The following is a 25,952-nucleotide window of genomic DNA, read 5'->3' as shown; positions in this document are numbered from 1 at the left end:
GTCAGAACATTGACCCGATGTCCGATGCCCCAGTCGGATAGGCTGCCGGCATGGCCTTCACCTGCGCCGCCGTCAGCCCCAGCTTGATCGCCAGGGAGAAGACATTGATCAGCTCGGCATAGTCCGGGCCGAACATGTGCGCGCCGAGGATCTTGCCGTCCTCGGCCGTGATGATCTTAGCGCCCGCATGGCTTTCTCCCAGCCGCTTCTGCGAGAACCAGCCCGAGGTATCGGTGAAGCTCACCTCGACATCGGCCCTTTCTCGTGCCTCCTCCTCGAGCAGGCCGACCCGCGCCAGTTCGGGAATGGTGAAGACGACGCTCGGCATGCCGGTGTAGTCGGGCTCGGTCCGCTTGTCCTTGAGCATGTTCGAGGCGGCGATCTTGCCCTCGAACACCGCCACCGGGGTCAGCGGCTTGCCGGGCGAGGCGGCGGCGTCGCCGGCCGCGAAGATGCGCGAGTTCGACGGCGATTGCAGCCAGGGTGTGACCTTCACCCCGCCTTGTTCGGTCTCGATGCCCGCGGCGGCGAGGTCGAGATGGTCGATGGCGGGCACCCGCCCGGCGCCATGCACGACAAGATCGGCCTCCACGGCGTCGGTCCCATCCGCCGTCCGGAAGACCACGCGGTGCGCTCCACCCTTATCCTCGACCCGCTCAATCACCGCCTCGGCGAGGACCTCGATCCCGGCGGCGCGACTGCGGTCCAGCAGCATGTCGACAAGGTCGGGGTCGAACCTCTTCAACTGCCGCGCGCCGCGATCGAGGATGGTCACCTGCGCTCCCGCCCGCGCCGCTATATGCGCGAACTCGAAGGAGACGTAGCCGCCGCCGACGAAGACGATCCGGCGGGGCAGCTCTGCGAGGTTCAGGAACTCAGTGCTGTCGATCAGCCGCTCCGCGCCGGGAAACTCCAGCGAGCGCGGCTTCGCACCCGTGGCGATCAGCGCGTGGCGGAAGGCGATCTCGCCATGACCGTCGATCGCCATCCGGTCCTTGGCGATGAAGCGGGCGCGACCGTGCAGCGTCCGCACCCCGGCGTCCTTCAGCCCGCTCTCCATGCTCTCGGGCACGGGGTCGGTGAAGCTCTCCTTATGCTTCATCAGCGCCGGCCAGTCGATCCGGGTCTCGCCCGTGATGCCCTTGCCGGTGAGCCGCCGCGCAGCGTCGACCGCCTCGGCACCGGCGCGCAGCATCTTCTTCGGGTCGCAACCCCTGAGCGCGCAGGTGCCGCCATAGGGCAACTCGTCGACGATGGCGACGGACCAGCCAGCGCGGGCGCACTTCTTCGCGGCGCTGACACCTGCCATGCCGGCGCCGATCACGATCAGGTCGAGTGTCTCGGTCATCTCTGCTCCTCGTTCCTTCTGGTCGGATTGGAGTCGCTTCCCGCCTTCAGCGGTATCGGCCCATCATGCGCTCGCTCAGTCCCCAGATCGCCGCTGTGCCCCCGCCAGTCGCGAGGCCGAGCCAGAGCCAACCATCCTTGCCCAGCGGCACCAGCCCGGTGCCATGCCCCAGCACCGGCAGGGTCATCGCCAGCAGAAAGGGGCCAGTGTAGCGGCAATGCACCCGGCCGCAGCGTCGGGCATTGAGCAGGCAGGCCCCGCCCATCCATGACAGCGCCAGCAGCCAGATCTCCGTCTTGGGACCATCGGGCAGCGGGATCGTCAGGAGCATGGCGCCGATGGGCAGCCACCACGCAAGGACGGCGCTGCGGGTCGATCCGAGGAGGTCGCGCTTCGATCCTCCGCTCATGGGGTCACCCTGCGCAGCAGCTGAGCGCGGCCACGTCCTTCTCGAAGGTCTGGGCGGCGAGCTTCAGCCCCTCAACCGTGGTGAGATAGGGCATGATCGTGTCGGCCAGCTCCTCGTAAGTGAGCCCCGCCTTGAGGGCCATCGCCGCCGTCTGGATGCTGTCCGCGCCTTCGGGAGCGAGGATCTGCGCGCCCAGTAGTCGCTTGCTGTCCGTCTCCGCCACCAACTTGATCAGCCCGCGCGTGTCGCGGGCGGCCAGCGCGCGCGGCACGGCGTCGAGCGGCAGAACCGAGGTGACCACCTCGTGCCCGGCAGCCCGGGCCTGTGCCTCGCTCAGCCCCACGCCCGCCACCTGCGGGTCGGAGAACACCACCCAGGGCATCGTGCCGTTGTCATAGCTGCGCACCTCGCCCGCCACGGCGTTCCGGGTGGCGATCTTGGCGCCGTAGGCCGCCATGTAGACGAACTGGTCGCTGCCGGTGACGTCGCCCGCCGCCCAGACGTTCGGGTTGGCGGTGCGCATCTGCGCGTCGACGACGATCCCGCCCCGCGCGTCGGTCTCTATCCCGGCCGCGCCGAGGTTCAAACGATCGCTGTTCGGCACCCGGCCGGTGGCGAGCAGCAGTCGTGCGGCGTCGTAGCTCTCACCAGCGGTGGTCGTCAGGCGCACGCTGCCGCCGTCGTGTGCCACGCTCTCGTAGCCCGTAACCCGCGCCAGGCGGATGCCCTCCTCGGACAGGTAACCTTCCAGCGCCTCGGAGATTTCCGGTTCGGCCTCCGGCAGCACGCCACGACGGCTGACCAGCGTGACCAAAACGCCCGCACGGGCGAAGAGCTGCGCCAGTTCCACCCCGATATAACCCGCGCCGAGGACCAGCATGGAGTCAGGCAGCGTGGTCAGCTCCAGCGCCGAGGTGCTATCGAGCGCATCCACGGTCTTGATGCCGGGGATCGCCGGCACATGCGGGCGGGCGCCGGTGGCGACGACGATCTTCGCCGCCGGAAAGGCATCGCCGTCCACGGTGAGCCGCCCCTCGTCGTCGAACCGGGCGCGGCCCTCGACGTAGTCGATGTTGTCGTGCCGGGGCAGCACATCGGAATATTTGGCCGCGCGCAGCTCCTCCACCAGCGCCTGCTTCTGCGCCACCGTCGCGGCCCATTCGGTAACGCCGGCCCCGGCCTCAATGCCGTCGAACCGGTTCGCAGCGCGCGCATGGTGCAGGCCCTCCACGGCGCGGATCAGCGCCTTGGAGGGCACGCAACCAACGTTGACGCATGTGCCGCCAATGGTCCCTTCGCCGATCAGGGCGACCCGTGCGCCGGTTTCGGCGGCGGTGATGGCGGCCGAGAACCCGGCCGAGCCGGCGCCGATGACGGCAAGGTCGTAGGCGCCGCCCTTGGGGGTGCAGCAATCTTTCATGTCAGTCTCTCTTAGCTGATGCGTTGGCGCCGCCAGAGGGCATAGAGGGTGATGCCGAGGAATATCGCGAGCGTTGGCAGCAAAACGATGTCGAGCCAGCCCAACAGGACGGAGAGTCCGACCGCACCCAACAGGACCACCAGGATCGGGGTGAAGCAGCACAGCGCCACGACGACGGTGCCGATCAGCCCGTATTTCAGCAGGCGATCGTTCTTGTCGGGGGATGTCTCGGGCCGGGTCACGACCCGCTCCCGGCGGCGAGCGCCGCGCCGTAGCCGACGCCGGTGACGGCGGCGATCAGCGCCTCGGGATCGGTGACGGCTTCGTCGTAGCGCAGGACGTAGATGCCATCCTCGGCTTCGCCTTCGGTGAACTCGGCGATCTCAACCGTGTCGACGCGCTTGAGTGTGGTGCCGACGATGTAGCTGCACGACGGGCAGGTCAGGCCGGTGACGTGAAGACGGGTCTCGGCTTCATCGGCCTGGAGCGCGACCGGTGCGAGACCGAGCGATGCGGCGAGCAGGAGATGTTTCATCGGCTGGGGGCTCCGTATCAGAAGGTCAGGATGAGGGGCGCGGCATAGGGGAAAGCGAGGGCCAGCAGCACCACGGCGAGGGCGCCCCAGAGAAGCCCCCGCATCAGGCTGCGATCCACGGGGCGCGCGCAGGCCCCGGTGCCGCAATCTTTGGCGGGCACCGGTCGGTAGGCCTTCCAGAAGCCATAGCCGAGCGCCGCCGCCGCGAAGGAAAAGGTCACCCACTTGTAGGCGTAGAGCGCGGTGAGCTGGCCGATGAAGACGCCGGTAACGCCGAGGCTGACCAAGACCAGCGGCAGGATGCAGCACGACGTCAGCGCCAGCGCGCCAAGCACCCCGGCGCCGGTCGCGGCCCACCCGGTCTTGTCTGGCCGTTCACCTGTCCGTCGTTCGGTGTCGATCGTCTCCGCCGTCATCGCGTTGCCCCGTTGTCGCTCGATGACAGGCAAGATAGGGTCTGTAGTAGCTACAGGATCAAGGAGAAATCCGATTCCGGACGATCACGCCCCCGCGAACGACCTGAAACGCTCCGATCTCGCCCGAATGACCGGCTGCAATCTCGAGACGATCCGCTACTACGAGAGCGTCGGCCTGATGCCCGATCCGCCGCGCACCTCTTGGGGTCACCGCCGCTACGGCTCGGCGCACGTGGAGCGGCTGAACTTCGTCATGCGGGCCCGGGATCTCGGCTTCACCATGGAAGAGATCCGCGGCCTGCTGGCCCTCGTCGACCGCGGCAGCCATACCTGCGCGGAAGTCGAACGAAGGGGGCGCCACCATCTCGACGTGGTCCGCTCTAAGATCCGCGACCTTCAGGCGATTGAATCCGTTCTGGACGGCACTATCGCACGCTGCACTGGGTCTGACACTCCCGACTGCCCGTTGCTCGACGTTCTCAATGAAGGGCAGATTAAGTCGGAACGTGTAGAGAGCGCATCCGATTAGCTGCTGTTCATGCGAAGTGCAGCGAAAGGCCGGTATCCGCCCTTCATGCTACGAACGTTCCTGACTCAAAGCAGACTCTCAGGCACTGCGCAGCGAAAGTCGTCAGATAGCTGCTCATTGATGACAGCGTAGTGAAGGGGCAGTGCTTGGACTTGCACAGGTATTCAGTTGCTGACCATATGCGCCCGATGGCTCGCCTCCTTGCACTCTGCCTGTTCCTGATCGGGCTGCTGGCTCAATCCGTGCCCATCGCCGCCGAGGCGATGCCAGCGATGCACGAGAGTCCGGCCGTGGTCGCTATGACCGATTGCGCCAATTGTCCCGAGGAAGCGATGCCCGGCGGCGATGTCTGCCAGGACGTAGGCGCTTGCGCGTCCGGCGCGGTTGCACTCGACCTGATGTCCCCAGACTGGCCCTTCTTTTCTGCCATCCGGGAAGTCCAGCGCGTGTTCGGCTACGCTGCGCCGGGCGGAGCCAGCCCGGCTCCGCTTCTGGAGCCACCCCGCTACCTGATCTGAAGCCGTCCGTCCGCTCGAAGGCGGGCCAACGCCGCGCCTTTCGCGCGGCACCTTCCGATCAGGATTATCCAGATGACCCATTTCACGGGCCTCTCTCGCAGAGGCTTCCTCTCTGGCGCCGCGGCGCTGGGTGGCGCTTCGTTCCTGCCGAACGCCGCCGCATCCGGACCGCAGTTAGAGCTGACCGCCATGCGCACGCAGGCGCAACTCCTTGCCCCGCCGCGCCCGGCGACGCCGGTCTGGAGCTATGGCGGTGCCCTTCCGGGCCCGGAACTCCGCTTCCGGCAAGGCGACCGCCTCAGCCTGCGCGCCCGAAACGACCTCGACACGCCGACCAGCATACACTGGCACGGTCTGCGCGTGCCCAACGCCATGGACGGCGTCGCGCATCTCACCCAGCCGCCGATCCCGCCGGGCGGAGACTTTCACTACGAGTTCGACCTGCCCGATGCCGGGACCTACTGGTATCACCCGCATATGGGCGGCGCCGAACAGCTGGGGCGCGGCCTCGCGGGCGCGCTGGTGGTTGAGGAAGAGACGCCGATCCGCGTCGATCGCGACCTCGTATGGATGCTGCAGGACTGGCGGCTCGAACCGGATGGCGCGATCGCGCCCGGCTTCGACGGCATGCATGACGCGATGCATGGCGGCCGGATCGGCAACCGCGTGACGCTGAACGGCCGGCCCGGCCCCCGCATCGCGGTCGCCCCGAACGAGCGCCTGCGGCTCAGGATCGTCAACGCCGCCACGGCGCGGATCTTCGCGCTCGACTTCGGGGCGCTCGCGCCGGTCGTCGTCGCGCTCGACGGCCAGCCGGTTGCGCCGCATGCGCCCGAGGGCGGCGCGGTGCTGATCGGGCCGGGCATGCGCGCCGACATCGCGCTCGACGCCAGCGGCGGGGCCGGCACGGAAGCGCCAGTGCGCGACCTGTTCCGGCCCGACGGCGCCTACGAGGTCGCCACGCTGGTGCATGGCGATACGCCTCTGCGCACCCGCGCGCCGGACTGGGACATGGCGCTGCCCCCCAACCCGCTACCCGAGCCCGACCTTGCCGCCGCGACGCGCCACGACATCGTGTTCCACGGCGGGATGATGGGGCAGATGATGATGGGCGCGGATGCGCCCGCGATGATCGACCAGATGCGGCAGGGCCGGATGTGGTTCGTCAACGGCCGCGCAGCGCAGGGCCATGACGACCCGCCCCTGATCGTGGCCGAACGCGGCAGCACGCAGCTGATCGCGATGGAGAACCGCACCGGCTGGTGGCACCCGATCCACCTGCACGGCCACGTCTTCCGCATCGTTTCGCGCGATGGCCGGCCGACCGTGCACCGCGAATGGCGCGACACCGTTCTCATGGCCCCCGAGGAGCGCGTCGAGATCGCGTTCCGGGCCGACAACCCCGGCGACTGGATGCTGCACTGCCACGTCCTCGCCCACCAGGCTGCCGGCATGGCGGCGCTGGTCCGCGTCGTCGACGCGGCCTGAACCATGGAAAGGAAACCCCGCATGAAGACCCTCAGGACCCTCGCCACTGCGACCCTCTTCGGCCTCACCGGCCTTCCGGTGCTGGCCGACGCGATGACGCTCTACAAGGACCCGAACTGCGGCTGCTGCGCGGCGCATGCCGAACACCTGCGCGAGAACGGCTACGAGGTGGAGATCGTCGAGACCTACGACCTCGCCACCGTCAACAAGGAGGCAGGCATCCCGATCGGCCAGCAGGGCTGCCACACCGCGCTGATCGACGGCTACGCGATCAGCGGCCACGTGCCCGCCGACATCCTGTCGCGCTTTCTTTCCGAGAGGCCCGAGGCGATCGGCCTCAGCCTGCCCGGCATGCCGATGGGCGCGCCCGGCATGGGCGACGACCCGGAGGCCGAACTCGACGTCGTGATGATCGACGCCGAGGGCACGGCGCTGCCCTATCCGGCCGAGTGATGCCCTTCCGGCCGGCGCATCCCCGCGCCTGCCGTTTCCCGATGATTGGAGACCCGTATGATGGGACCCGAGATGATGACCGCCATGGGCGGATGGATGATGCTCGGCATGGGCGCGGTCTGCCTGCTGGCCGTGCTGGTGCTGCTGCTCGCCGCGGCGGCGCTGATCAAGTATCTTCGCAGCCCGGGAGGATAGCCATGGCAAGACGGGGAGCAGCGGTTTTCGTGGCCGCCTCTGGAGCCGCACTGCTGCTGGGCGCCGGCGCGGTCGCGCTCTGGCCCTCGGCCGGTGACGCGACCGAACACGGCCGCCAGCTCTACCTCGACAACTGCGCGGCCTGCCACGGCGCCGAGCTCGAGGGCCAGCCCGACTGGCGCCGGCCCTTGCCCTCCGGCCGCCTGCCCGCCCCGCCGCATGACGCGACAGGCCACACCTGGCACCACCCCGACCGGGTGCTGCGCGAGATCATCCTGCGTGGCACCGAGGCGGTGGTCGGCAACGGCTACGAGAGCGACATGCCGGGTTTCGAGGGTCTTCTCACCGAGGCCGAGGTCGAAGCGATCCTCGACTACCTGAAGTCGGAATGGCCCGAGCGCGAACGCACGCATCAGCAGCGCGTCACGGCGGCCGACGAGACCGCCGGCGGCTGACCATACCCCCCGGCTTGCTTCGCTGCGGGCGTCGGCCGGGGGCCGTGTTCAGGTGTGGTGGTCCATCCCGTGCTCGTCCGGGCTGTAGGGGTTGCCTGCCTTCGGATAGAGATAGACCTTGGTGCCCGTGGGGACCTTCTCGTAGAGTTCGATGATGTGGTCGTTCACCAGCCGCGCGCAGCCGTTCGAGACCGCCCGTCCGATCGTCGAGGGCTGGTTCGTGCCGTGGATGCGCAGATAGGTGTCCCGACCGTCGACGAAGAGGTAGAGCGCCCGGGCCCCGAGTGGGTTGTCGAGGCCCCCGGGCATGCCGTCCTCGGCGTATTGCTCATATTTCTCGGGCTCGCGCCGCACCATGGCCGGGGTCGGCTTCCAGCTCGGCCATTCCTTCTTCATCCGCACGACATAGCTGCCCGCATGATAGAGGTCCGCGCGTCCGACGCCGACGCTGTAGCGGATCGCCCGGCCTTCGGGCAGGGTCCAGTAGAGAGCGAACTCGTCCGGCATCACGTGGATCTCGCCCGCGGGAATGCTCGGCGCGATATCAACCTCACGCGGCAGGAACCGCTCGGGCAGCGCGCCCCCTTCATGCGCCTGCACCAAGCCCGGCAGCCCGGCTCCAGCCAGCCCGAGCCCGGCCATTCGTGTCAGAAATTGCCTTCTCTGCATGCCATTCGCCTCATGTTTGGCCGGTTGCGGCAGCCCAACGACCGTCCGGCTCTGTCAGTTCATTCCATTCAATATGGTCAATATGATGGGAACTCCGGCCCCGAGACCAGACACGAACGGGTCAGCCGGTATCGGACAAAGGCGCCTTCCCCCCCATCACCTGGAGCATGAAAGAGCCGGAGGCGGTGATCATCAGGAAACCATGGAACGCCTCGATCCCGGTGATGAAGCGCAGGTGACCGTCCGGGTTCAGATCGCCGCGGCCCAACGTGGTGAAATTGACCAGCGAAAAATAGAAGTAGTCCATGAGCGTCGGGTCAGGCGTGCCGGGTCCGGAAGGCCTCAGGTCGCCGATCTGCAATCCCCGCACCGCCCAGACGAAGGCAAAGGTGTATATCAGCGCCTCGATCACATGCGCCACGGTGATCGCGCCGATCGTCATGGACAGATGACGGCCCCGGGCACTGGCCGGACCGCACGCGATCGCATCCGAGACGCGTTTCAGCATGACATAGTGAATGGCGCTGCACAGCGCCACGACGACGGCGGATATGAGGATGGCCAGGATCATGCGGACCCAACAGCATGGGTCACCGGATCGTTTCGCCGATCAGTCACGCGCCTTCTCGAGCAGCGCGACCATCTCCCGGAACTTGGTGCGCTGCTCGTCCGGATCGCCCGAAAGGATCGCGGCCTCGAGGCAGTGATTGGTGTGATCCTCGATCAATAGCCGTTCGACCGCCTTCAGCGCCGAGCGCACCGCCGCGGTCTGGGCCAGCACGTCGACGCAGTAGCGATCCTCCGCGACCATACGCGAGATCCCCCGGATCTGGCCCTCGAGCCGCGCCAGCCGCTTCTGGATCGCCGCCTTGTTCTGCTTTTCCTGCATGTTTGTCGCCTCCAGCCGGGCCTGACGCCTCCGGCTCTTGGAACCATACGCCATCCGGTCTGTTCCGGACATACCCTATATGGGTATCTCGACGGCATATACCCCATGGGGGTATATTCGGGCATTGAGGCGCCGAGTCGGTGCCTCAGGAGCACAGGAGGACGCGCCATGGACCACAGCTGCCATGCGCATGCGCATAATCACGATCTGCCCGCCGACCGCATCGCGACCGATCCGGTCTGCGGCATGTCGGTCGATGTCGAGACCGCGAAGCATGTGGCCGAGCACAAGGGCGAGACCTTCTACTTCTGCTCGGCCAAGTGCCGCGAGAAGTTCGACACCCGGCCCGAGATCTTCCTCGACCCGGCGCTGAAGGCCGCGCCGCCCGAGCGCGAGGACGTCATCTACACTTGCCCGATGCATCCCGAGATCGAGCAGGTCGGCCCCGGCTCCTGCCCGATCTGCGGCATGGCGCTGGAGCCAAAGGGCATCCCGATGACCGAGGGGCCGAGCGAGGAATATCTCGACTTCCGCCGCCGCTTCGTTCTGGGCGCGGCGCTGACCGTGCCGCTGGCGATCATCGCCATGGGCCGGCACTTCGCACCGCACGCCTTCGCCATCATCTCCGCACCGATGCTCGACTGGATCGAGCTGATCCTCGCCACGCCGGTGGTGCTCTGGGCGGCGCTGCCCTTCTTCGAACGCGGTTGGGCGTCGATCGTCCGTCGCAGCCTCAACATGTTCACACTGATCGCGCTCGGCGTCGGCGTGGCCTATGCCTACTCGGTCGTCGCCACCGTCGCGCCGCAGCTCTTCCCGCCGCAGTTCCGCGGCCACGAGGGCGAGGTCGGCGTCTATTTCGAGGCGGCGGCGGTGATCGTCACGCTGGTGCTGTTGGGCCAACTGCTGGAGTTGCGCGCCCGCGAGCGCACCGGCGGCGCGATCCGCGCGCTTCTGGACCTCGCGCCCAAGACGGCGCGGCTGGTGGATGACCGCGGCGAACGCGACGTGCCGCTCGACATGGTTCGCACCGGCGACCGGCTCAGGGTGCGGCCGGGCGAGAGCGTGCCGGTCGACGGCGTGGTGGTCGAGGGGCGTTCGACGATCGACGAGAGCATGATCACCGGTGAGCCGATCCCGGTCGAGAAGGCCGAGGGCGATCCAGTCACCGGTGGGTCGCTGAACCAGACCGGCAGCTTCGTGATGCGGGCCGAGAAGGTCGGCGCCGAGACGATGCTGAGCCGCATCGTCGCCATGGTCGCCGAGGCGCAGCGCAGCCAGGCACCGATCCAGAAGCTCGCCGACAGGGTTTCGGGCTACTTCGTCCCCGCCGTGGTCGGCGTGGCGATCCTCGCCTTCGTGGTCTGGAGCCTCTTCGGCCCAGACCCGGCCATGGCCTTTGCTTTGGTTTCGGCGGTCTCTGTGTTGATCATCGCCTGTCCCTGTGCGCTCGGCCTCGCGACGCCGATGTCGATCATGGTCGGCGTCGGCAAGGGTGCGGGCCACGGCGTGCTGATCAAGAACGCCGCCGCGCTGGAACGCTTCGCCGCGGTCGACACGCTGGTGGTGGACAAGACCGGCACGCTGACCGAGGGCCGCCCGGCTCTGGTCGAGGTGGTGGCCGAGGGTATGGCCGAGGACGAACTGTTGGGCCTCGTCGCGGCGCTCGAGGCGCAGTCCGAGCACCCGCTCGCCCGCGCCATCGTGGAAGGTGCTGCGGCGCGCGGCATCGCCCTGTCCGAAGTCGAGAGCTTCGACAGCACCACCGGCAAGGGCATCTCGGGCCACGTCGCGGGTCGCCATGTCGCGATTGGCAACGTCGCGATGATGCGTGACGTGGGCGCGGACACCGCCGCGCTCTCGGAGCGCGCCGACGCCGCGCGCCGCAAGGGCCAGACGGCGATCCTCGTGGCCGTCGACGGCCGCGCCGCCGGACTGGTGGCCGTGGCCGACCGGATCAAGGAAACGACGCCCCGCGCCATCGCAGCGCTGCACGACGAAGGCCTCAGGATCGTCATGCTGACCGGCGACAACGCGGTCACCGCCCGCGCCGTGGCCTCCGATCTCGGCATCGACGAGGTCATCGCCGAGGTGCTGCCCGCCGACAAGCAGGCGGCGATCCGGCGGCTGCAATCGGAGGGCCACACCGTGGCGATGGCCGGGGACGGGGTGAACGACGCGCCCGCACTGGCGGCCGCCGATGTCGGCATCGCCATGGGCACCGGTGCCGACGTCGCGGTCGAGAGCGCCGGCATCACGTTGGTCCGAGGCGACCTGACGGCGCTGGTGACCGCCCGCCGGCTCAGCCGTGCGACGGTCCGCAACATCAAGCAGAACCTGCTCTTCGCCTTCCTCTACAATGGCCTCGGCGTGCCGGTCGCGGCCGGCCTGCTCTACCCGTTCACCGGGTTGCTGCTCTCGCCAATCATTGCGGCGGCGGCGATGAGTCTGTCCTCGGTCTCGGTGATTGGCAACGCGCTGCGCCTGCGCGCCGCACGGGTCGGTTTCGAGGCGAACTGAACTGACGGAGGTGCCGCCAGGCCATCGGTCCGGCGGCGCCTCTTTGCATGCAAGCGGGCCCTCCCAGGTCCGACAGTGAAAGGAGAGTTTTCATGTCCTACTGGCGCTTCGCCGCGATGATCGCGACCTCGACGGTGGTGATGTTCGGGCTCATGTATCTCAATACCTACGCCTTCGAGCACATCTTCTTCAGCGAGACCCGGACCTACATGGCGCTGCTGATGGGCGCGGCGATGGCGGTGATCATGCTGAGCTTCATGCTGTCGATGTATGCCAGCAAGTTTATCAACATCGCGATCTATGCCGGCGCCGTCGTGGTCTTCGGCGTGACGCTCTGGCTGATTCGCAGCCAGGAGACGGTGGACGATACCAGCTACATGGCAGCGATGATCCCGCACCATTCCATCGCGATCATGACCTCCGAGCGCGCGCAGATCGAGGACCCGCGCGTGCGCAAGCTCGCCGACGAGATCATCGCCGCGCAGCGCAAGGAGATCGGCGAGATGCGTCACCTGATCGCCGACATCGAGGAGAACGGCATCGCCACCGACCCGGCGCTCGGCGAATCCGAAGCCCCCGCCGAGGAAGGCACGGTCGAGGAGGCGCTAAGCTCCGCGCAACTGGCCAGCCTCGACCCTGCGGGGCTGACCCCCGAGGAGATCGAGACCACACTGGAGAGCGACGCGACCTGCGAATTCCGCCGCACCAACGAGGGCGAACCGGTGCTCGCCATGGCGAATGAGAGCGGCGCGATCAAGCTGTCAGGCGTTCTGATCCCGCTCGCCGCCGGTGGCCCGATCGCGGTCGAGACGCTGGAGGACGGCATCCGGCTCGCCGCCGAGGATGTCGACATCACCGTGATGCCCGACCCCGGCGCCGACTGGACCGACACCGACGACAGCCTGCGCCGCGCCGAGGCCGAGATGACCTTCCATCTCGAGCAGGGCCTGCGGGTGGGCTATCGCGGCTTCCTCGATTGCGCCGCCTGATACCGGCAGAACTCCGCGTCCCCCGTTTGCACCAGCGCGCCGGGCCTGACAGGGTCCGGCGCTTTCCCGACATTCGAACGAAAGGATTGCCCATGAAGAGCCTGATCACCGCCCTCGCCCTCCTTCCCTTTGCCAGCAGCGCCCTCGCCGGACCGGGGCACGGCGCTGCCCATGGCATTGGCGAACCTGGAGATCCGGCAAAGGTCGACCGGGTGGTCGAGATTGCCATGGACGAGATGAGCTACTCGCCTGCGTCGGTGGAAGTCGCGGCCGGAGAGACGATCCGTTTCGTAGTGAGCAACGAGGGCCGGCTGGTGCACGAATTTAACCTCGGCACACCCGACAGCTGGGCCACGCATGAAGACGAGATGCAAGCGATGATGCGCGAGGGCATGATGAGCATGCGCCGCGTCGATCACGAGAAGATGCAGGAGATGGGCATGGCCCATGACGATCCGAACAGCCTGCTGCTCGAGCCAGGCGAGAGCGCCGAGATCGTCTGGACCTTCCCCGAGGATGGTCAGGTCGGCTACGCCTGCAACGTGCCGGGCCATCTCGAAGCTGGCATGAAAGGCAAGGTCGCGCTGGAGGCCGGCTAACCCCATGGCCACCCGGCAGGCCTCGGGCGGGCTGGTGCCGCAGGACGACGCTGCCTCACCCGGCAGGCCTTGATCGAGATCAAGGCGGCGCCGACGCGGGCGCCCCATGGTCACAAGAGACATCCGACCTTGGAGAGTGCTATGAAACGCTTCGCAATTGGCTTGCTCCCGAGCCTGTTCGCCACCGCCGCCCGGGCCGATCCCGGCGATTACGACCACATGATGGGCTGGGGCAGCGGCGGCTTCGGCATGATCTTCGGCCCTGTGCTGTGGCTGATCGTGCTCGGCCTCGTGGTGGCGGGGGTCATATGGCTCGTCCGCCGGCTCGATGAGGGTGCGGGGCCGGGCCGAAAATCCGGCGCGCTCGCCGAACTCGACCTACGCCTTGCGCGGGGCGAGATCGACACCGAGGAATACGCCTCGCGCAAGCGCCTGCTGGGCGCCTAACCTGCCGCGGCGGACCTCCCAACCCCAGCAGAATCCTCGCATCCCTTGGCCCGAGGGAACTGCTCGCAGAAAAACGGCCGCTCTGGCGGCGGCCGTCGGGCCATCATCCGCCCGATATCACGGCGGGCTCCGTCTACGGGACGACGCCCCCCCGCCAAGTCAATGCGCGGCACCGGGCGCCGCGTGCTCCAGATCCGTGGCAATCTCGCTCCCATGGCCATTGCCGACTTCAGGCGTCGTGCTGCCGTGAGCGTCCGCATGGCCGGCATGGCCTTCACCGGCATGTGCCATCGCGGTGGATTGGCCATGATGGCCTTGGCTGACCGGCAGGCTCTCCGCATAGGCGCGCAGGCCGAGGTGAAAGACGGCAGCGAAGGCGAGCCCCGCCACGATCATCATGAACCAGCTCTGCCGATGCAGGACATAGCCCTGACGAATCGCGAAGGCGAGCGAGGAGATGAAGATGCCGATCGGCGCGCTATAGCTGGCGAAGATTGGCGTGTCGTTGAAGTGCTGCGCCGCGCCGGAGACCATACCGATGCCCACCGCGAGGAGAAGCGATACCAAAACGTATTTCACGACGCTGTCCCCGAGAATGCCGGTCTTGAAGAGCACCTCGTTGAGATAGGACCCGAAAGCGAACAGCACGGCCCCGATGGCCATCAGTCCAAGGGCGTAGACACGCATGTCCGGCTGCGCGGCATGGACAATGGAACCCGAGATCAGGCCCATGCCGAGGAACATGGTGAGATAGGAAAAATAGGGTTTGAAGACCTCCCAGGGCGGGGTGAAGGTCACTTCGTGGGGCTGGGCATTTACTGACATCTGCTCGACGCTTTCGTTGTGCGTGGGGTTCGACTTTTTGTTCCGGCCTCGATGTCGAGGCCGGGTTCACGCGCGACCGCCGGTCGCCACGTGGATTTTCATTAAGCAAGGGTCGGGACTCCGGCTGCGTTGGAGCAGCAGCCGGAGCAAACCTCAGCCCACGGTGACCGCGAACTCGGTCATCATCCCAGAGGCCAGATGAGGCATCTGGTGGCAGTGCAGCATCCAGCGCGCCGCTTCGCCGGCATCAAGCGCCACGGTAACGGCCGCCATCGGTGGAACGTAGACCGTGTCGCGCAGCGCGCCCGCGAAGCGCACCCCGTTGATCTCTACCACCTGGAACACATGGCCGTGCAGATGCATCGGGTGGCCCATGGAAGACATGTTGTGGAACATCAGTTCCACTCGCTCGCCACTGACTGCCGGAACCGGCTGATGCTCGCTCCAGACCCGGCCGTCGATAGTCCAAACATAGGGCTGCATCTGGCCGCCGAGCATTACCATCTGCTTCCGGTCCGCCGGGCGATCGGCGAGCGGCATGGTTGCGCGCAGTAGCCCCTCCTGCTCGAGCTTGAGATCGAAGGCCGGGGCGGCCCGCTGCGCGGTGGCGGCGAGCATCTCGACCTGCGCACCCTTGCTTGCAAGCACGATCCCGGTCCGCTCGACCGCGCCCTCACGCAGCGCCAAGACTGGGAAGGCGCCGCCGCCCGGCAAGTCGATCTCGATATCGAGACGCTGCGCCATGGCGGCGCCGAAGCGATGACCTGGCAAAGGCTGCACCGGATGACCGTCGACGGCGACCAGACGCGCCGGGGCCGTGCCGGTTTCGATCCAAAAGGTGGTCGCGGCGGCGGCATTGATCACCCGCAGCAGCACCCGCCCGCCCGGCTCGACCTGCACCACCTCGGGGTCCGTCAGAGTGCGGTCGTTGGCCAGGTAGGCGTCGAAGTTGTAATCGTTGAGGTCGGCGGTCATCGGCTCAGATTGCGCCATGGCGCCATGGTCCATTCCCGACATCGAGCCGTCCATGCGCATCCCGCCCATGGCGGACATTGCTCCGTGGTCCATCCCCTGCATAGCCATGCCGGAGGTGATCTGCTCCATCACTTCTTCGGGCGATGTAAAGGAGAAATCGTGCAGGAACATCACCACCTCCTGCCGGTCGGACGCGAGGTCCTCGGCGCGGCGCACGATCAGCGGCGCGGCGAGCATGCCGAGTTCCTGGGTCGGGATGTGGCTGTGCATCCAATGCGTGCCGGCGAGCGGCGCGAAATCGTAGTCGCGGCTCTCGCCAGCGGCCAATGGCGGCATCGGCAGATTCGGAATGCCGTCCTGCGCGTTGGGTGGGATCTGCCCGTGCCAGTGGATCAGCGTCTCGACATCGAGCTGGTTCTCGAGCCGCACCGCGAAGCGCTGGTCGGGATCGAGCGCGAGCCCGAGCCGGCCGTCCGGGCCGATCAGCCCCATGACGGTGGCGGCACGACCGTCGATGTCGAGCGTGCGCGTCGTCGCGCGCAGAAGCAGCGGTTCCGCGGCCTGAGCGCGCGCGAAGACGGGCATGGTGGCGAATGCGGCTGCAGCCGCGCTGGTGGCGAGAAAGCCACGACGGGAAAGGTGATGGGTCATCTGTCTGAAATCCATGCGGCGCTCGGGCCGCGATGCGGGGACCCCCGATCGGACGGAGGCGTTAACGCGGGATCTCAGGTCTTCTGCGGGGGATGCCAGGGGGGCATCGGCGGTTGGCCCGTCATTAGGATCGGGGCGAAACCCGTCTCGACCGGCTCCCGGCCGGTCAGGCCACGATAGCCCTCGGGTCGCAGGGGGCGCGGCCGTTCGGCAAGACACAGCAGGGCACACTCGGCCGATGCGTTCTCTTCGGGAGCACGGTCGCCTTGCTCGGCAATCGAAACGAGATGATGCGCGCCATGCCCCTGGCCCTCACCATGTGCGGTCGCGGCGCTTGCCCCAGACAGCGCGACGGACAGCATCAACAGCCCTCCGAAGAGGGCCACCAAGAACTGAAGAATCGCATGTCGACGTCGCATCGTGAAAGGAGAGATGGCAGGTTCCGGCCCGGATACAAGTGGCTCGCACCCGGGCCGGAACCGCGGCGGCGCTTCGCCGCCCAAGGATCGCCTTCCGGCCATCAGTCGATGCCGTTCTCGCGCTGCAAGGCCCGCACGTAGGCAACGACGTTCGCCACATCCGCATCGGTCAGGCCTTCGATCGGGGGCATGTCCCCGAAGTCCCAGTGATGCGACCGCACGCCGTTCCGCACGGCGGCAAGGAAGGCGTAGTCGCCATGGTGACTGGGCTCGTAGGTCTTGTGGATGAGGGGTGGCGCCACGCCGTTCCGGCCGGCCGCGTTCGCCCCGTGGCAATCGGCGCAGACCGCCTCGAAGGCGCGCTTGCCCATCTGCGCTTGCTCGGAAAGCTCGGCAGGCAGCGCCACCTGCACGATTGCCGCACCCTGCGCGATCTCGCTGGTGTCGGGCGGGGTCATGGAGTGGCCCGCCATGTCGCCCTGGTTGGGCGTCGAGGCAACCCAGAGCAGGCCGCCCGCAAGGATGAGGCCAGTGACACCGAGGATGATCGTCTTCTTCATATGTTCGTCTTTCCAATGGATTGGCCCCGGCGCGGCGGTTGCCGCGCCGGGATTTGTGTCAAGAGCGCTCAACGTAGCTGTGCCAGCGCGTTGAGGCTGGAAGGCTTGGTTTCAGGATCAAGCAGATAGGTCGCGATGGCGCGCCGGTCGCTCTCGTCGAGAAAGCTGGAGCCCTGCTCCACCACCTCGGTCATGGAGCCACCGAGCACGTCGCCTGACGGCGTGATCCCAGTTTCAAGCGCATAGGCGAGCGCGCTCGCCGTCCAGCCGCCTTCCGTCAGATCGGCGGCGCGGATCGACGGCGCGGCCGAACCGCCCGGCAGATCGTCATTGCCACCAAAGCTCTCGGCATCGAGCCCACCCAAGAGACCTCGCCCGGTATGGCAGGCGCCGCAATGCGCCGCCCCCTCCACCAGCTCGCGCCCCCGGTTCCACTCATCCGAGCGACCGAGCACCGGCCGGCTCTCGGCTTCGCGCATCGCTGAGGCCCGCCACGGCTTGAGGCCCGAGCGGATACTGAACGGAAATCCGACGCTGCTTTCCGCCCGCGTTTCGGCAACCGCCGGCACGGTGGCCAGCGCCGCCCAGAGATCCGCGATGTCCTGATCCGAGAAGCCGGCATAGAATTCAAAGGGGAAGGCCGGGTAATAGGGTTCGCCCTCGGGCGAGACCCCCTCGCGCAGCGCCCGGGCGAGGTCATCCGGCGTCCAGCTTCCGATGCCGTGTTCGAAATCGGGGGTGATGTTCGGCGGCACGAAGCTGCCGAAGGGCGTATCCAGCGGCGCGCCGCCTGCCAGCGCCGGACCATCGGCCGCCGTGTCGGTATGACAGGCTACGCAGCCCGCCGCCCGTGCCAAATAGGCGCCGCGCCGGACGTCGCCGTCGAGCGTGATCCGCGGCGCATCTTCGCCGATCGGCCAAGCCCGCAGCCCGGCATACCCGCCACCCGTCACCACACCCATTAGGAGGATGCTTCTGAGAAGTCCCCTCATCCTCAGCTCCCCGCCCGGAAGCGGCCATGGCAGGCCGCGCAGGCCTCACCGATCCGGCGGAAGACCTCCGGCGCGGCGAGCGTGGCGTAGTCGGGCCCAGTAGCGCCCGCAGACTCCGCGGATGCAGCGGCGAGCACCTTCCGCTCCGCCCTTCGCCGGGGCTCGACGCCCAGGAGCTGCGCCACCGAGAATGCGCTGCCCGGCCCGGCTTGGGCCGGAGCGGCATCGGGCATCATCATGCCTTCGTGCCCCGCCATGGACCCGCCCATCGCCATGCCTGCATGAGGATCGGGCGCCGTCAGCCCGTTCGAGGCGGCCTTCGCAAGGCCCTCGGCATGGCGGCGCAGCTCGTCGGCCAGAGCGTCGAACGTCTCGCGCTCCTGCCATATCGCTTCCTTGGCGTAGGATACCCCGCCCCCGCTGCCCTCCGGAAAGAGCCGTGTCATCTCGCTCCCGGCATGTGCCGCGATCGCGCGACCGGCCTCGACCACGCGCGCCACGTCATAGGGGGCCTCGCCCCGCATCATCGGGGTCACATCGCGCAGGGCGTCGCGCATCGCCACCATTCCCTCCATGCGCTCGCGCACCACACCCGTCGCGCCGTTATGCGCGAGCACGGCCCCCGCGGCGGTCCAGATCGCCAGCGTGGCCATCGCCATCTTCTTGCTTGTCATACTGCCCTCGTCGAATGAGTCCGATTTTCAGATCAGACCCTTCGACGGGGAGGCGGCAGGGCGATGTCGGGCTGCCGGGACGGCGGTTCCGCCCCTTCGACGCTAACGGTCATCCGTCCGGCCAGCCGCAGCGGCGGGCTTAGAAACGCCCCCTCATCCGCAGGAACCACGATGCACCGCATGCTCGGATGGCAGATCGTGGACTGGGGCACTGGACCGGTGACCGCGGCAGGCGCGACGGATGCGTGCTCCGCATGGCCGTCCGCCGCATGCGCGTGATCCGAGCCGGCAACGTCCCCCAGGCTCCCGAGAAGCAGAAGCCAGCACAGGGTCAGCCCGACAATTTGCCTCAGCAGCATGGGAGACGATGCCCTCCGCACATCCAGCTCATGGCCACTCTACGACAATGGTGCGAGGCCCGGAAGGAAAGAGTGGATGCCGTGCGAGGGAAGGCTGAAACGCGCCCATGCAGCCAGCCTACTTGGGAAGTTGCGCCGTCCGAGAGTGCCGCCTCAGCCTGAAGGTGAAAGCCGAGAGCACGAGCGGGCAGGTCGAGTGCAAGCGACGAGCGCCAATGCAGCTGACGGCGGCTGATCGCGCGACCGCGGCCGTGGCTGGGAAAGACAAAGGCCATCTACTACCTTTCCCGATGACATCGATCGGCAGCACTTGATTTGCATTCGCACGCCTGACCACGAAAGCGATAAGTAGCAGACCTTCGAGGCAGTTGCCACGAATGTCGGCCTACCGCCCGTCAGACAAAGGTAGCATTAACCTGAGACCCTGTTCCTCCTTCAGTTTGAGGTAGAGTCCGTCCAACTTTAGAGACGGACATGGAGCGATTGCGTTTCATAGCGATTGCGTTTCATGAAGAACAGATCATCGGGATGCTGAAGGAGCAGGAGGCCGGGCTATCGACGGCCGAGGTGTGCCGCAATCACGGCGTCAGCCAGGCCACTTGCTACAAATCCATGGCGCGCTTCGGCGGGCTGGAGGGCGAGCCTTGTCTGCCATTGATGGAGTGGATGGCTCCCGCTCCCGGCATCGCAATGTGCCACGTTGGGTGCTGTCATGCTGAACCCATGAAGGGAGCCATCCATGGAACAGCCTATCACAATCGGCGTCGATCTCGCCAAATCGGTCTTCCAGCATCACGGCGTTGATGCCGAGGGCGCCGTCGTTCTCAGGCGTCAGCTGCGGCGCAGCCAGATGCTCGAGTTCTTCCAGAACCTGCCACCCTGCCTCGTCGGCATGGAAGCCTGCGCCGGATCCCATCACTGGGCCCGCGCCCTTGGCCGGTTCGGCCATTGATGTTCGCCTGATGCCCCCGTTCTACGTCAAACCGTATGTTCGGCGCGGCAAGACGGACCTGGCCGACGCGGCCGCGATCTGCGAGGCGGTCACACGGCCCTCGATGCGCTTCGTTCCGGTGAAGAGCGAGGAGACGCAGGGGCTGCTGCTCGGCCACAAGGCCCGCGAGTTCCTGGTCCGTCAGCTCACGCAGATCACCAATGCCATCCGGGCCCATCTGGGCGAGTTCGGCATCGTCGTGGCCAAGGGCGTCCACAACATCGGTAGGCTGCTGGAGGCCGGAGACCGCGCAGATCTTCCGGCTTCTGCGCGACAGCCGCTCCGCCTGCTGGCCGAGCAGTTCTTTCAGACCCAGGAGAAGATCGATGAACTGACCCGGGAGATCCGCCGGGAGGCTGAGGCCAGCGCACCAGCCAGAAGACTACAGACCATCCCCGGCGTCGGCCCGATCACCGCGACCGCGCTGGTGGCGACCCTGCCGGATGTGACGGGCTTCCGGACCTCGCGCGATCTGTCCGCCTGGCTCGGTTTGACGCCAAAGCCGCATTCGAGCGGCGGCAAGGAACGGCTGGGCCGCATCTCGAAGATGGGCAATCGCTACCTGCGCCGCCTGCTGTATCTTGGCGCCATGGGCGTCATCACGTCTCGCCGACGGGGGCAGCCTGGCGAGGACTGGTTGTGGCGGATCTTGCAGCGGAAGACCGCGAAGCAGGCCGCCATCGCCTTGGCCAACCGCATGGCCAGGATCGTCTGGGCACTGCTGAGAAATGGGACGGAATACGAGGCCGTGCGCGCAGCCTGAGAGCTACGACGCCCTTTGCCTCGGACGAAATGGTGAGGTGCAAGGTGGCATGATGGCCAACTGAGGGACATATCGCCGGAATACCCTGTTCGGATCGCAGCACCTTCGAGCGCGTGCCATTGATCGGGATCAAAGGCGAGACGCGGAGTTTCATCAAGGCGCGCAGCCTTCGAGCTGCAATCTCGACGCCGAATAAATGGCCGCAACCGACCAGTCGCCGGAACGCCACGAAAGCCCTTGCCACGCGGGAGCCATCCATAAATGGTCCAAGCGACCATTGGCGACGGGACCGAGTTCACCTCCATGGCCATCTTGGCCTACAGCCAGCGCACAGCGGTTGGCTGGTATTACATCGCGCCCGGCAAGCCGATGCGAGACACGGCTTCGTCGAAAGCTTCAACGGCCGGCTCCGCGACGAGCTGCTTCTGTAATCGGGGCGTGTTCGTCAAGCGCGGTCGGGTCTGCTTCCGTCATGGGGTCATGCTTCTGTCCGCAGTCGGTCCGTTGTAGGGCTCGCCGCATGTTGGCGGTCGAAGGTGAGGCGGACCATGCTAAACGGCGGGCTTGCGTGATTGCGCGCAGAAGCAGCACCAGGCACTCGTGCGGCCTTCCTCATCCCCGTCCCTGACGGGACCCTTTCCGAAGCCTTGGCGAGCGGGAGTGCCGGCTTCGGGATCAGATCATGCAGCAGCTCCCCAATGGAACGGGGCATCATCGCGCCACATGCGATGCATCACGACGGCAAGCTTGCGGGCCACGGCGATCTTCGCCTTCTTCAGGCTGCTCCGCTTTGCGATCCTCAAGCCCCAGGCTCGGATCGAGGTCCACTGCCGGGAACGGGTGAGCATGACATGGCCGCCGTGAAGAGCGCCGTGCGCGTAAAGGCATCGCCAGATCGGCTGATGCGACCCCTCACGTCGGTCTCACCGGACTGGTATTGTCGTGGGGTAAGACCAAGATGCGCGCCGACATCGCTCGAACGGCGGAAGCGACACGGGTCATCGATTGTCGCCTTGGATGCCAGCGCCGTGACCGGCCCGACGCCGGGAATGGTCATGAACCGACGGCAGAGTTCGTCGTTCGCCGTGAGGCGCAGAAGGGCCCGATGGAGTTCAGCCAGTTGCGCCTGCATCTCGGCGCGCCCGCGAAGCAATGCGGACATGCAGAGTTCAAGGTTCGGATACCCCACGATGAGTTCGCGCACCCGGGTGTCGAAGTCTCGCGCGGCGACGCGCCCGACCTTCAGGCCGAACGGACGCAACAAGCCGCGGATCTCGTTCTCGTGGTTGCGCAGCTTATTGACGAAGAACTCGCGCGACATCAGGAGCGTGCGCATCTCCTGGCTTTCCGTCGACTTCACGTGGACGGCCTTGAACCAGCCTGAGCGGATAAGCTGCGCCAGAGAGCGGGCGTCATTGCGGTCGTTCTTGTTGCGATTCATGGCCACCATCGCGGCCTTGGCGTGCCGCGCTTCTATGCAGACGGCGGGCAGTCCGGCGCTTGTCAGGCCATTGTAAAGCCACTTCGACAATGGCCCGGCCTCGAAACCAACCCGCTCGAAGGTGCCGCCAATACCAGCCAGCACTTCGCCAATGTCGGCAGGGTCCGAGACCGCCTTTGCCTCAAGGATCATTCCGCCCTCGGCATCGACAACACAGATGCTGGTCATCTCGAGTGAGACATCGAGGCCCACATATAAAACACTGGTCATGGTCCTTCTCCCGGTTGTGGACTTACCGGCAAGAAGACTACCGGCGATTCCGGAGACTGAGCCCCGGTTACGCCATCTCAACGAGGTGCTGTTCTCGACGCTCGGCGATGCCCGACGTCAGGTCCAGGCGTGGCAGCTCGATTACAACCCGCACCACCCCGATTCAGCCTTGGGCAATATCCCACCCGCCGAATTTGCCATGAAAACAGCGCTGGAACAGCAGGCCGCATAGCCTCAGAAACCACCCACGGTTTCTCCGTCAAACCGGAGGAAAGACGGGTCGCAGGTCAGCGCGGCCCGCACCGCGGACCTCGGCCTGCCCATAAAATGCTACGCGGCATCAGGTGTGACCGCTTTAGGGAGCCGCGCGGAAGCGAGAACCTCGACGACGCAAGTCCGGTAAAGGCCGATCGCACCACATCGGCTCATGCCGCGGCTGGGGAAGCCTATACTTTCGCGGCGCGAGCAGTTTGCGCGCGGATCGGAGGTCACTATTCGGGCCCAAATAATTGCCGCCTACCACAGGAGATGTTGAACCCTGGCATTCAATTCCGAGCTCTGCAATTCTGCCGGTCCGCAACCTTCCATTCTCGAAAATTCTTTAAGTTGCCGCCGCAACGCAGCACATTTCTTATTTTTCCCCAAGAAACATTTTACAGCATTTTCTGTCCTGAAGACCTGCGGTGCATCTGCAGAAAGACCTTTGTGCGACAGACGGACGACGCCCTTCTCAACCAGCCCGGTAATCACCGCGGCTTGAACCCGGCAGGGACACAGATCGTCCCATGATACCAAGGCATCAACCGGAAGCCCGGGGATCGGAATACTGCAGCCGAGGATGACCCGCTTCGGGCGGTCGCTGCGGGCGAGGCGAAGACGCTCGACCATCTGGCGCGTCGCCAGTTCACGAGCCTGCAGCTGCAGCCGCCTGATGCGCGGATCGGGGTGGCAGGGCACCAGCACTGCCATGGCCGAGCCGTCAGTCATCTCGTATTGAACCTCTTCCTCCGGCAGCCTGAGGTTTCCCTTCTCATCAGCTTCGATTAGCCGAAGGGGCCGACCCGGCGTGTCACCCCACAGCGCTCGTCCTTGATCCTCCAGAGCGGAGACCGGCAGTTCCTCCCGTCCAATGACGATGACACTCGAGCACGTCTTGTAGCGGTTCGAGCCCAGAGCACGTCCACCGAACCAGAGCCAATGCGCGCCATGCAGGCGCGTGTTCAGCATGAACTGAGAAACCTCATCCTCGGTCATGCTGCCAAAGTCATGGCCGGCATCCTCGAAAAAGGTGCGGACCACCTTCTTCGTAGCCCCGACCAGAACGCCGCTATTGTTCCCCAGGCGGTCTCGCAACACCTCCCTGGCGATGATGCGCCGCCACTCCTCCCGCAGTTTCTCACTTCCCAGCAAGGAGGTGGTCGACATCCGCCTGTCGTGGAGCTGCTGAATGATCGCGTTGGGCCGCAGCGTTAGCTCGTGCTCGGCGATCACATTGCAGCCGACTGCAGTCAGGATCTCGCGGTCCGCATCGGCATCCAACACGAGCATCGGCTCCGAATGCGGCATCGTGCGTTTTCGTATGACACGCAGCACAGGCTTGCCGTCGAACATGTAATGCCTCAGCCGCTCGCATCGGACGAGCCCGTTCCGCTTCGTATCAGCGAGCACGGACCATATCGCGCTGAACAGCGAGACCTGCCGGTGAACCAGCTCGGCTTTCACCAATGTTGCCTTCTGGTTCTTGGTGTCCTGATCCGGCGCCAGCTCGGCGACTGGCGGCCGGGCTTCTCTCTCAAGCTTGGCGAAACCGTCGAAGTCCTCGGCCGTATAGGGCAGCGAAAGCGGGGACCCGCCGGCCATCAGAGCCGCTGTCACCTCCCCCGCGGCCATCAGCAGGTCGGCGTGTTGAGCAGCTTTCGTTTTGAACAGAAACGGCCGCGGGGCAAGGAACTCTCCGACCTCGATGTCCCGGATCCACACGAGCTCCCGCCAGAATGACTCGTCGACGATGCGTTGCGTGCAATCCTGGCCGCTCGGATCGGGCAGTCGAAGATAGGTCGATGCCAGGAAGGCATGCGTGGCATCGCTCTGGAACTGGGCGAGGTAGGCGCAGCCTTCGAAATGCGGGCATCGGCGAATGGTCCCGTCCTCATCCTTTCGCTCGCAGAAGTTCTCTCGCACCGAGATCCCAAGGCGACTGGCGCGCTCGACGACATCCACCTTCTTGCACATGGGACCCGACCCGTCAGACCGTGCTGCCGCCCTGCCCCGGATCGCCTGTGCCTTCAGACCGAGTGCCGCGGCCTCACCGGCGGCTTCCTCGGCGAGGGCAAGCGTCGGAACGTGGAAGACGACACGCCCCTCTTCGCTGGCCTCCACGCGCCCTGCCATGCGGCGGCGCTGCTCCGTGCTTTTCCCTGCGCCGGGGCTCGCACGCACCACGACGGTGGGAATGCCGTCATCGGCGCCTTCCGCATCACGCTGCTGACGCTCTGCGGTTTCCAAGGCCTTCTGCAGCCGTTGTGCAGCCTTTGAGAGGCACGTGTAGTCAGTTTCCAATGCAGGGTGCGCGGAGGGGTATGCGCCAGCCCCACAGAACCGGCCCTTGCTGTCCCGCTTGATTGCAAATCGCTGATCCAGTGCCATCCTCAGTCTCCCTATCGGTCTGATGGGGAGATCGGACCGGCTCGGAAGACCCGGAAGAAATCAGTTGGATCCGGAAAAAGGGGGTCGTCCCGGTAATAGATAGCCTATTAGCGGCGCGACACCTTTTCTCGTCGGACCCGCGAGACCGGTCGCGCCATTCCATCCGCGTCTTTGGCTGCGGTTCCAATTTATTTACCTCGGAAATTTCCGAATTTCCGCCATGGGACCCAATTCCTCCATAGGCGAATGGAGCAGGCCCATGAAACGACCGAAATACTACACAGCGAACGAGGTGGCGGAGATCTTCAACCGGGATCCGCACACGATCCGGGACTGGATCAACCACGGCTGCCCGACGCCGCATGGGCTGGTCAAGCTGCAGGCGGCGAAGCTCGGCAAGGCATGGACGATCAAAGACGAGTGGCTCGCGGTCTTCGAGCTTCGAGTCCGGCCTGAGACTGGAAGGCCGGAGCTCGATCTCGAATGACCGGTCACCCTCGACAAGGA

At 66.3% G+C, this 25,952-nt stretch carries 27 protein-coding genes and 4 pseudogenes; 15 read left to right on the top strand and 16 right to left on the bottom strand.

Annotated features, from left to right (window positions below; translation table 11 throughout):
* Window position 1: 1 nt before the first annotated feature.
* The 6 genes from LOKHON_RS15190 to LOKHON_RS15165 are packed head-to-tail and all read right to left on the bottom strand — an operon-like array spanning window position 2 to window position 4,128.
* Window positions 2-1,348 carry a dihydrolipoyl dehydrogenase family protein gene (locus tag LOKHON_RS15190; RefSeq protein WP_017927540.1) on the bottom strand — a complete coding sequence of 449 codons (1,347 nt, stop codon included), beginning with the start codon at window positions 1,346-1,348 and terminating at the stop codon, window positions 2-4.
* Between the two features lie 46 nt (window positions 1,349-1,394).
* Window positions 1,395-1,757 carry a hypothetical protein gene (locus tag LOKHON_RS15185; RefSeq protein ID WP_017927539.1) on the bottom strand — a complete coding sequence of 121 codons (363 nt, stop codon included), beginning with the start codon at window positions 1,755-1,757 and terminating at the stop codon, window positions 1,395-1,397.
* Between the two features lie 4 nt (window positions 1,758-1,761).
* Window positions 1,762-3,177 carry a mercury(II) reductase gene (gene merA / locus LOKHON_RS15180; protein WP_017927538.1) on the bottom strand — a complete coding sequence of 472 codons (1,416 nt, stop codon included), beginning with the start codon at window positions 3,175-3,177 and terminating at the stop codon, window positions 1,762-1,764.
* 11 nt (window positions 3,178-3,188) lie between these two features.
* Entirely contained in the window at window positions 3,189-3,419 is a 231-nt protein-coding gene (gene merF, locus LOKHON_RS15175) for a mercury resistance system transport protein MerF (protein WP_017927537.1), read from the bottom strand.
* Window positions 3,416-3,712 carry a heavy-metal-associated domain-containing protein gene (locus LOKHON_RS15170; protein ID WP_017927536.1) on the bottom strand — a complete coding sequence of 99 codons (297 nt, stop codon included), beginning with the start codon at window positions 3,710-3,712 and terminating at the stop codon, window positions 3,416-3,418. The genes merF and LOKHON_RS15170 overlap by 4 nt, the downstream gene beginning before the upstream one ends.
* Window positions 3,713-3,729: 17 nt before the next feature.
* Window positions 3,730-4,128, bottom strand: coding sequence for a mercuric transporter MerT family protein (locus LOKHON_RS15165; protein WP_017927535.1), 399 nt, complete (start codon window positions 4,126-4,128; stop codon window positions 3,730-3,732).
* A gap of 73 nt (window positions 4,129-4,201) precedes the next feature.
* On the opposite strand from LOKHON_RS15165, the gene LOKHON_RS15160 reads away from it, so the two are divergent.
* The 6 genes from LOKHON_RS15160 to LOKHON_RS15140 all read left to right on the top strand — a co-directional run bounded on the left by LOKHON_RS15160 (window position 4,202) and on the right by LOKHON_RS15140 (window position 7,766).
* A complete protein-coding gene (locus LOKHON_RS15160; protein WP_026147360.1) occupies window positions 4,202-4,657 on the top strand; it encodes a MerR family transcriptional regulator in 456 nt (151 codons plus the stop codon).
* A gap of 188 nt (window positions 4,658-4,845) precedes the next feature.
* On the top strand, window positions 4,846-5,175 hold the full coding sequence (locus tag LOKHON_RS15155) for a hypothetical protein (protein ID WP_162561818.1): 330 nt from the start codon (window positions 4,846-4,848) through the stop codon (window positions 5,173-5,175).
* Between the two features lie 72 nt (window positions 5,176-5,247).
* Window positions 5,248-6,663, top strand: coding sequence for a multicopper oxidase family protein (locus tag LOKHON_RS15150; RefSeq protein WP_211205664.1), 1,416 nt, complete (start codon window positions 5,248-5,250; stop codon window positions 6,661-6,663).
* A 21-nt stretch (window positions 6,664-6,684) separates the two neighbouring features.
* Window positions 6,685-7,116, top strand: coding sequence for a DUF411 domain-containing protein (locus tag LOKHON_RS15145; protein WP_017927531.1), 432 nt, complete (start codon window positions 6,685-6,687; stop codon window positions 7,114-7,116).
* A 57-nt stretch (window positions 7,117-7,173) separates the two neighbouring features.
* Window positions 7,174-7,311: a hypothetical protein gene (locus LOKHON_RS16265; protein WP_017927530.1), complete on the top strand. Its 138-nt coding sequence runs from the start codon at window positions 7,174-7,176 to the stop codon at window positions 7,309-7,311.
* A 2-nt stretch (window positions 7,312-7,313) separates the two neighbouring features.
* On the top strand, window positions 7,314-7,766 hold the full coding sequence (locus LOKHON_RS15140; RefSeq protein ID WP_026147358.1) for a c-type cytochrome: 453 nt from the start codon (window positions 7,314-7,316) through the stop codon (window positions 7,764-7,766).
* 48 nt (window positions 7,767-7,814) lie between these two features.
* Here LOKHON_RS15140 and LOKHON_RS15135 read toward each other — a convergent pair whose 3' ends face one another.
* From LOKHON_RS15135 to LOKHON_RS15125, 3 genes are all read right to left on the bottom strand, one after another.
* The gene (locus LOKHON_RS15135) at window positions 7,815-8,435 is read right to left on the bottom strand and encodes a L,D-transpeptidase (protein WP_051059623.1); all 621 of its coding nucleotides are present in this window, start codon (window positions 8,433-8,435) and stop codon (window positions 7,815-7,817) included.
* Window positions 8,436-8,556: 121 nt separating this feature from the next.
* Window positions 8,557-9,006: an ion channel gene (locus tag LOKHON_RS15130; RefSeq protein ID WP_017927527.1), complete on the bottom strand. Its 450-nt coding sequence runs from the start codon at window positions 9,004-9,006 to the stop codon at window positions 8,557-8,559.
* Between the two features lie 39 nt (window positions 9,007-9,045).
* A complete protein-coding gene (locus LOKHON_RS15125; RefSeq protein ID WP_017927526.1) occupies window positions 9,046-9,324 on the bottom strand; it encodes a metal-sensitive transcriptional regulator in 279 nt (92 codons plus the stop codon).
* Window positions 9,325-9,492: 168 nt separating this feature from the next.
* Between LOKHON_RS15125 and LOKHON_RS15120 the strand changes: the two genes are divergently transcribed.
* The 4 genes from LOKHON_RS15120 to LOKHON_RS15105 all read left to right on the top strand — a co-directional run bounded on the left by LOKHON_RS15120 (window position 9,493) and on the right by LOKHON_RS15105 (window position 13,879).
* Window positions 9,493-11,844, top strand: coding sequence for a heavy metal translocating P-type ATPase (locus tag LOKHON_RS15120; RefSeq protein WP_017927525.1), 2,352 nt, complete (start codon window positions 9,493-9,495; stop codon window positions 11,842-11,844).
* A gap of 92 nt (window positions 11,845-11,936) precedes the next feature.
* Entirely contained in the window at window positions 11,937-12,833 is an 897-nt protein-coding gene (locus LOKHON_RS15115; RefSeq protein ID WP_017927524.1) for a DUF305 domain-containing protein, read from the top strand.
* A 92-nt stretch (window positions 12,834-12,925) separates the two neighbouring features.
* Entirely contained in the window at window positions 12,926-13,432 is a 507-nt protein-coding gene (locus LOKHON_RS15110; RefSeq protein ID WP_017927523.1) for a cupredoxin domain-containing protein, read from the top strand.
* A gap of 141 nt (window positions 13,433-13,573) precedes the next feature.
* Complete coding sequence (locus tag LOKHON_RS15105; RefSeq protein WP_017927522.1) at window positions 13,574-13,879, top strand: SHOCT domain-containing protein; 306 nt, start codon at window positions 13,574-13,576, stop codon at window positions 13,877-13,879.
* 159 nt (window positions 13,880-14,038) lie between these two features.
* Here LOKHON_RS15105 and LOKHON_RS15100 read toward each other — a convergent pair whose 3' ends face one another.
* From LOKHON_RS15100 to LOKHON_RS15080, 5 genes are all read right to left on the bottom strand, one after another.
* On the bottom strand, window positions 14,039-14,677 hold the full coding sequence (locus LOKHON_RS15100; protein WP_017927521.1) for a hypothetical protein: 639 nt from the start codon (window positions 14,675-14,677) through the stop codon (window positions 14,039-14,041).
* A gap of 180 nt (window positions 14,678-14,857) precedes the next feature.
* Window positions 14,858-16,345: a multicopper oxidase family protein gene (locus LOKHON_RS15095; RefSeq protein WP_017927520.1), complete on the bottom strand. Its 1,488-nt coding sequence runs from the start codon at window positions 16,343-16,345 to the stop codon at window positions 14,858-14,860.
* A gap of 505 nt (window positions 16,346-16,850) precedes the next feature.
* A complete protein-coding gene (locus LOKHON_RS15090; protein ID WP_017927519.1) occupies window positions 16,851-17,309 on the bottom strand; it encodes a c-type cytochrome in 459 nt (152 codons plus the stop codon).
* A gap of 68 nt (window positions 17,310-17,377) precedes the next feature.
* The gene (locus LOKHON_RS15085) at window positions 17,378-18,301 is read right to left on the bottom strand and encodes a c-type cytochrome (protein WP_026147355.1); all 924 of its coding nucleotides are present in this window, start codon (window positions 18,299-18,301) and stop codon (window positions 17,378-17,380) included.
* 2 nt (window positions 18,302-18,303) lie between these two features.
* Window positions 18,304-18,975, bottom strand: coding sequence for a c-type cytochrome (locus LOKHON_RS15080; protein ID WP_081610543.1), 672 nt, complete (start codon window positions 18,973-18,975; stop codon window positions 18,304-18,306).
* An 833-nt stretch (window positions 18,976-19,808) separates the two neighbouring features.
* Between LOKHON_RS15080 and LOKHON_RS15975 the strand changes: the two are divergent.
* The 3 pseudogenes from LOKHON_RS15975 to LOKHON_RS15970 form a co-directional block, all read left to right on the top strand.
* Window positions 19,809-19,970: pseudogene (locus tag LOKHON_RS15975) on the top strand (transposase); the annotation flags it as partial.
* Between the two features lie 103 nt (window positions 19,971-20,073).
* Window positions 20,074-21,088: pseudogene (locus tag LOKHON_RS15070) on the top strand (IS110 family RNA-guided transposase).
* Between the two features lie 282 nt (window positions 21,089-21,370).
* A pseudogene (locus LOKHON_RS15970) lies at window positions 21,371-21,513 on the top strand (integrase core domain-containing protein); the annotation flags it as partial.
* A 255-nt stretch (window positions 21,514-21,768) separates the two neighbouring features.
* On the opposite strand, the pseudogene LOKHON_RS15060 reads toward LOKHON_RS15970, so the two are convergent.
* A pseudogene (locus LOKHON_RS15060) lies at window positions 21,769-22,799 on the bottom strand (IS110 family RNA-guided transposase).
* Here LOKHON_RS15060 and LOKHON_RS15785 point away from each other — a divergent pair.
* Window positions 22,798-23,031 carry an integrase core domain-containing protein gene (locus LOKHON_RS15785; protein WP_162561817.1) on the top strand — a complete coding sequence of 78 codons (234 nt, stop codon included), beginning with the start codon at window positions 22,798-22,800 and terminating at the stop codon, window positions 23,029-23,031. The pseudogene LOKHON_RS15060 and the gene LOKHON_RS15785 sit on opposite strands and share 2 nt — an antisense overlap.
* A gap of 284 nt (window positions 23,032-23,315) precedes the next feature.
* On the opposite strand, the gene LOKHON_RS15055 is transcribed toward LOKHON_RS15785, so the two are convergent.
* The gene (locus LOKHON_RS15055; RefSeq protein WP_017927513.1) at window positions 23,316-25,445 is read right to left on the bottom strand and encodes a hypothetical protein; all 2,130 of its coding nucleotides are present in this window, start codon (window positions 25,443-25,445) and stop codon (window positions 23,316-23,318) included.
* Window positions 25,446-25,704: 259 nt separating this feature from the next.
* Here LOKHON_RS15055 and LOKHON_RS15050 point away from each other — a divergent pair, with 259 nt between their 5' ends.
* Complete coding sequence (locus LOKHON_RS15050; RefSeq protein WP_017927512.1) at window positions 25,705-25,932, top strand: helix-turn-helix domain-containing protein; 228 nt, start codon at window positions 25,705-25,707, stop codon at window positions 25,930-25,932.
* Window positions 25,933-25,952 lie beyond the last annotated feature (20 nt).

This window comes from Limimaricola hongkongensis DSM 17492 (genome assembly GCF_000600975.2).
In the GTDB taxonomy this organism is placed as follows: Bacteria; Pseudomonadota; Alphaproteobacteria; order Rhodobacterales; family Rhodobacteraceae; genus Limimaricola; species Limimaricola hongkongensis.
The sequence above is the reverse complement of the archived record's forward strand: the minus strand, read 5'-3'. Positions and strand labels throughout refer to the sequence as shown.

Bases quoted from the DNA above. Each gene is read 5' to 3' on its own strand.
- LOKHON_RS15190 (WP_017927540.1), bottom strand. From the start codon at position 1,348: ATGACCGAGACACTCGACCTGATCGTGATCGGCGCCGGCATGGCAGGT.
- LOKHON_RS15185 (WP_017927539.1), bottom strand. From the start codon at position 1,757: ATGAGCGGAGGATCGAAGCGCGACCTCCTCGGATCGACCCGCAGCGCC.
- merA (WP_017927538.1), bottom strand. From the start codon at position 3,177: ATGAAAGATTGCTGCACCCCCAAGGGCGGCGCCTACGACCTTGCCGTC.
- LOKHON_RS15170 (WP_017927536.1), bottom strand. From the start codon at position 3,712: ATGAAACATCTCCTGCTCGCCGCATCGCTCGGTCTCGCACCGGTCGCG.
- LOKHON_RS15165 (WP_017927535.1), bottom strand. From the start codon at position 4,128: ATGACGGCGGAGACGATCGACACCGAACGACGGACAGGTGAACGGCCA.
- LOKHON_RS15155 (WP_162561818.1), top strand. From the start codon at position 4,846: ATGGCTCGCCTCCTTGCACTCTGCCTGTTCCTGATCGGGCTGCTGGCT.
- LOKHON_RS15150 (WP_211205664.1), top strand. From the start codon at position 5,248: ATGACCCATTTCACGGGCCTCTCTCGCAGAGGCTTCCTCTCTGGCGCC.
- LOKHON_RS15145 (WP_017927531.1), top strand. From the start codon at position 6,685: ATGAAGACCCTCAGGACCCTCGCCACTGCGACCCTCTTCGGCCTCACC.
- LOKHON_RS16265 (WP_017927530.1), top strand. From the start codon at position 7,174: ATGATGGGACCCGAGATGATGACCGCCATGGGCGGATGGATGATGCTC.
- LOKHON_RS15140 (WP_026147358.1), top strand. From the start codon at position 7,314: ATGGCAAGACGGGGAGCAGCGGTTTTCGTGGCCGCCTCTGGAGCCGCA.
- LOKHON_RS15135 (WP_051059623.1), bottom strand. From the start codon at position 8,435: ATGCAGAGAAGGCAATTTCTGACACGAATGGCCGGGCTCGGGCTGGCT.
- LOKHON_RS15130 (WP_017927527.1), bottom strand. From the start codon at position 9,006: ATGATCCTGGCCATCCTCATATCCGCCGTCGTCGTGGCGCTGTGCAGC.
- LOKHON_RS15125 (WP_017927526.1), bottom strand. From the start codon at position 9,324: ATGCAGGAAAAGCAGAACAAGGCGGCGATCCAGAAGCGGCTGGCGCGG.
- LOKHON_RS15120 (WP_017927525.1), top strand. From the start codon at position 9,493: ATGGACCACAGCTGCCATGCGCATGCGCATAATCACGATCTGCCCGCC.
- LOKHON_RS15115 (WP_017927524.1), top strand. From the start codon at position 11,937: ATGTCCTACTGGCGCTTCGCCGCGATGATCGCGACCTCGACGGTGGTG.
- LOKHON_RS15110 (WP_017927523.1), top strand. From the start codon at position 12,926: ATGAAGAGCCTGATCACCGCCCTCGCCCTCCTTCCCTTTGCCAGCAGC.
- LOKHON_RS15105 (WP_017927522.1), top strand. From the start codon at position 13,574: ATGAAACGCTTCGCAATTGGCTTGCTCCCGAGCCTGTTCGCCACCGCC.
- LOKHON_RS15095 (WP_017927520.1), bottom strand. From the start codon at position 16,345: ATGGATTTCAGACAGATGACCCATCACCTTTCCCGTCGTGGCTTTCTC.
- LOKHON_RS15090 (WP_017927519.1), bottom strand. From the start codon at position 17,309: ATGAAGAAGACGATCATCCTCGGTGTCACTGGCCTCATCCTTGCGGGC.
- LOKHON_RS15085 (WP_026147355.1), bottom strand. From the start codon at position 18,301: ATGAGGGGACTTCTCAGAAGCATCCTCCTAATGGGTGTGGTGACGGGT.
- LOKHON_RS15080 (WP_081610543.1), bottom strand. From the start codon at position 18,975: ATGACAAGCAAGAAGATGGCGATGGCCACGCTGGCGATCTGGACCGCC.
- LOKHON_RS15785 (WP_162561817.1), top strand. From the start codon at position 22,798: ATGGTCCTTCTCCCGGTTGTGGACTTACCGGCAAGAAGACTACCGGCG.
- LOKHON_RS15055 (WP_017927513.1), bottom strand. From the start codon at position 25,445: ATGGCACTGGATCAGCGATTTGCAATCAAGCGGGACAGCAAGGGCCGG.
- LOKHON_RS15050 (WP_017927512.1), top strand. From the start codon at position 25,705: ATGAAACGACCGAAATACTACACAGCGAACGAGGTGGCGGAGATCTTC.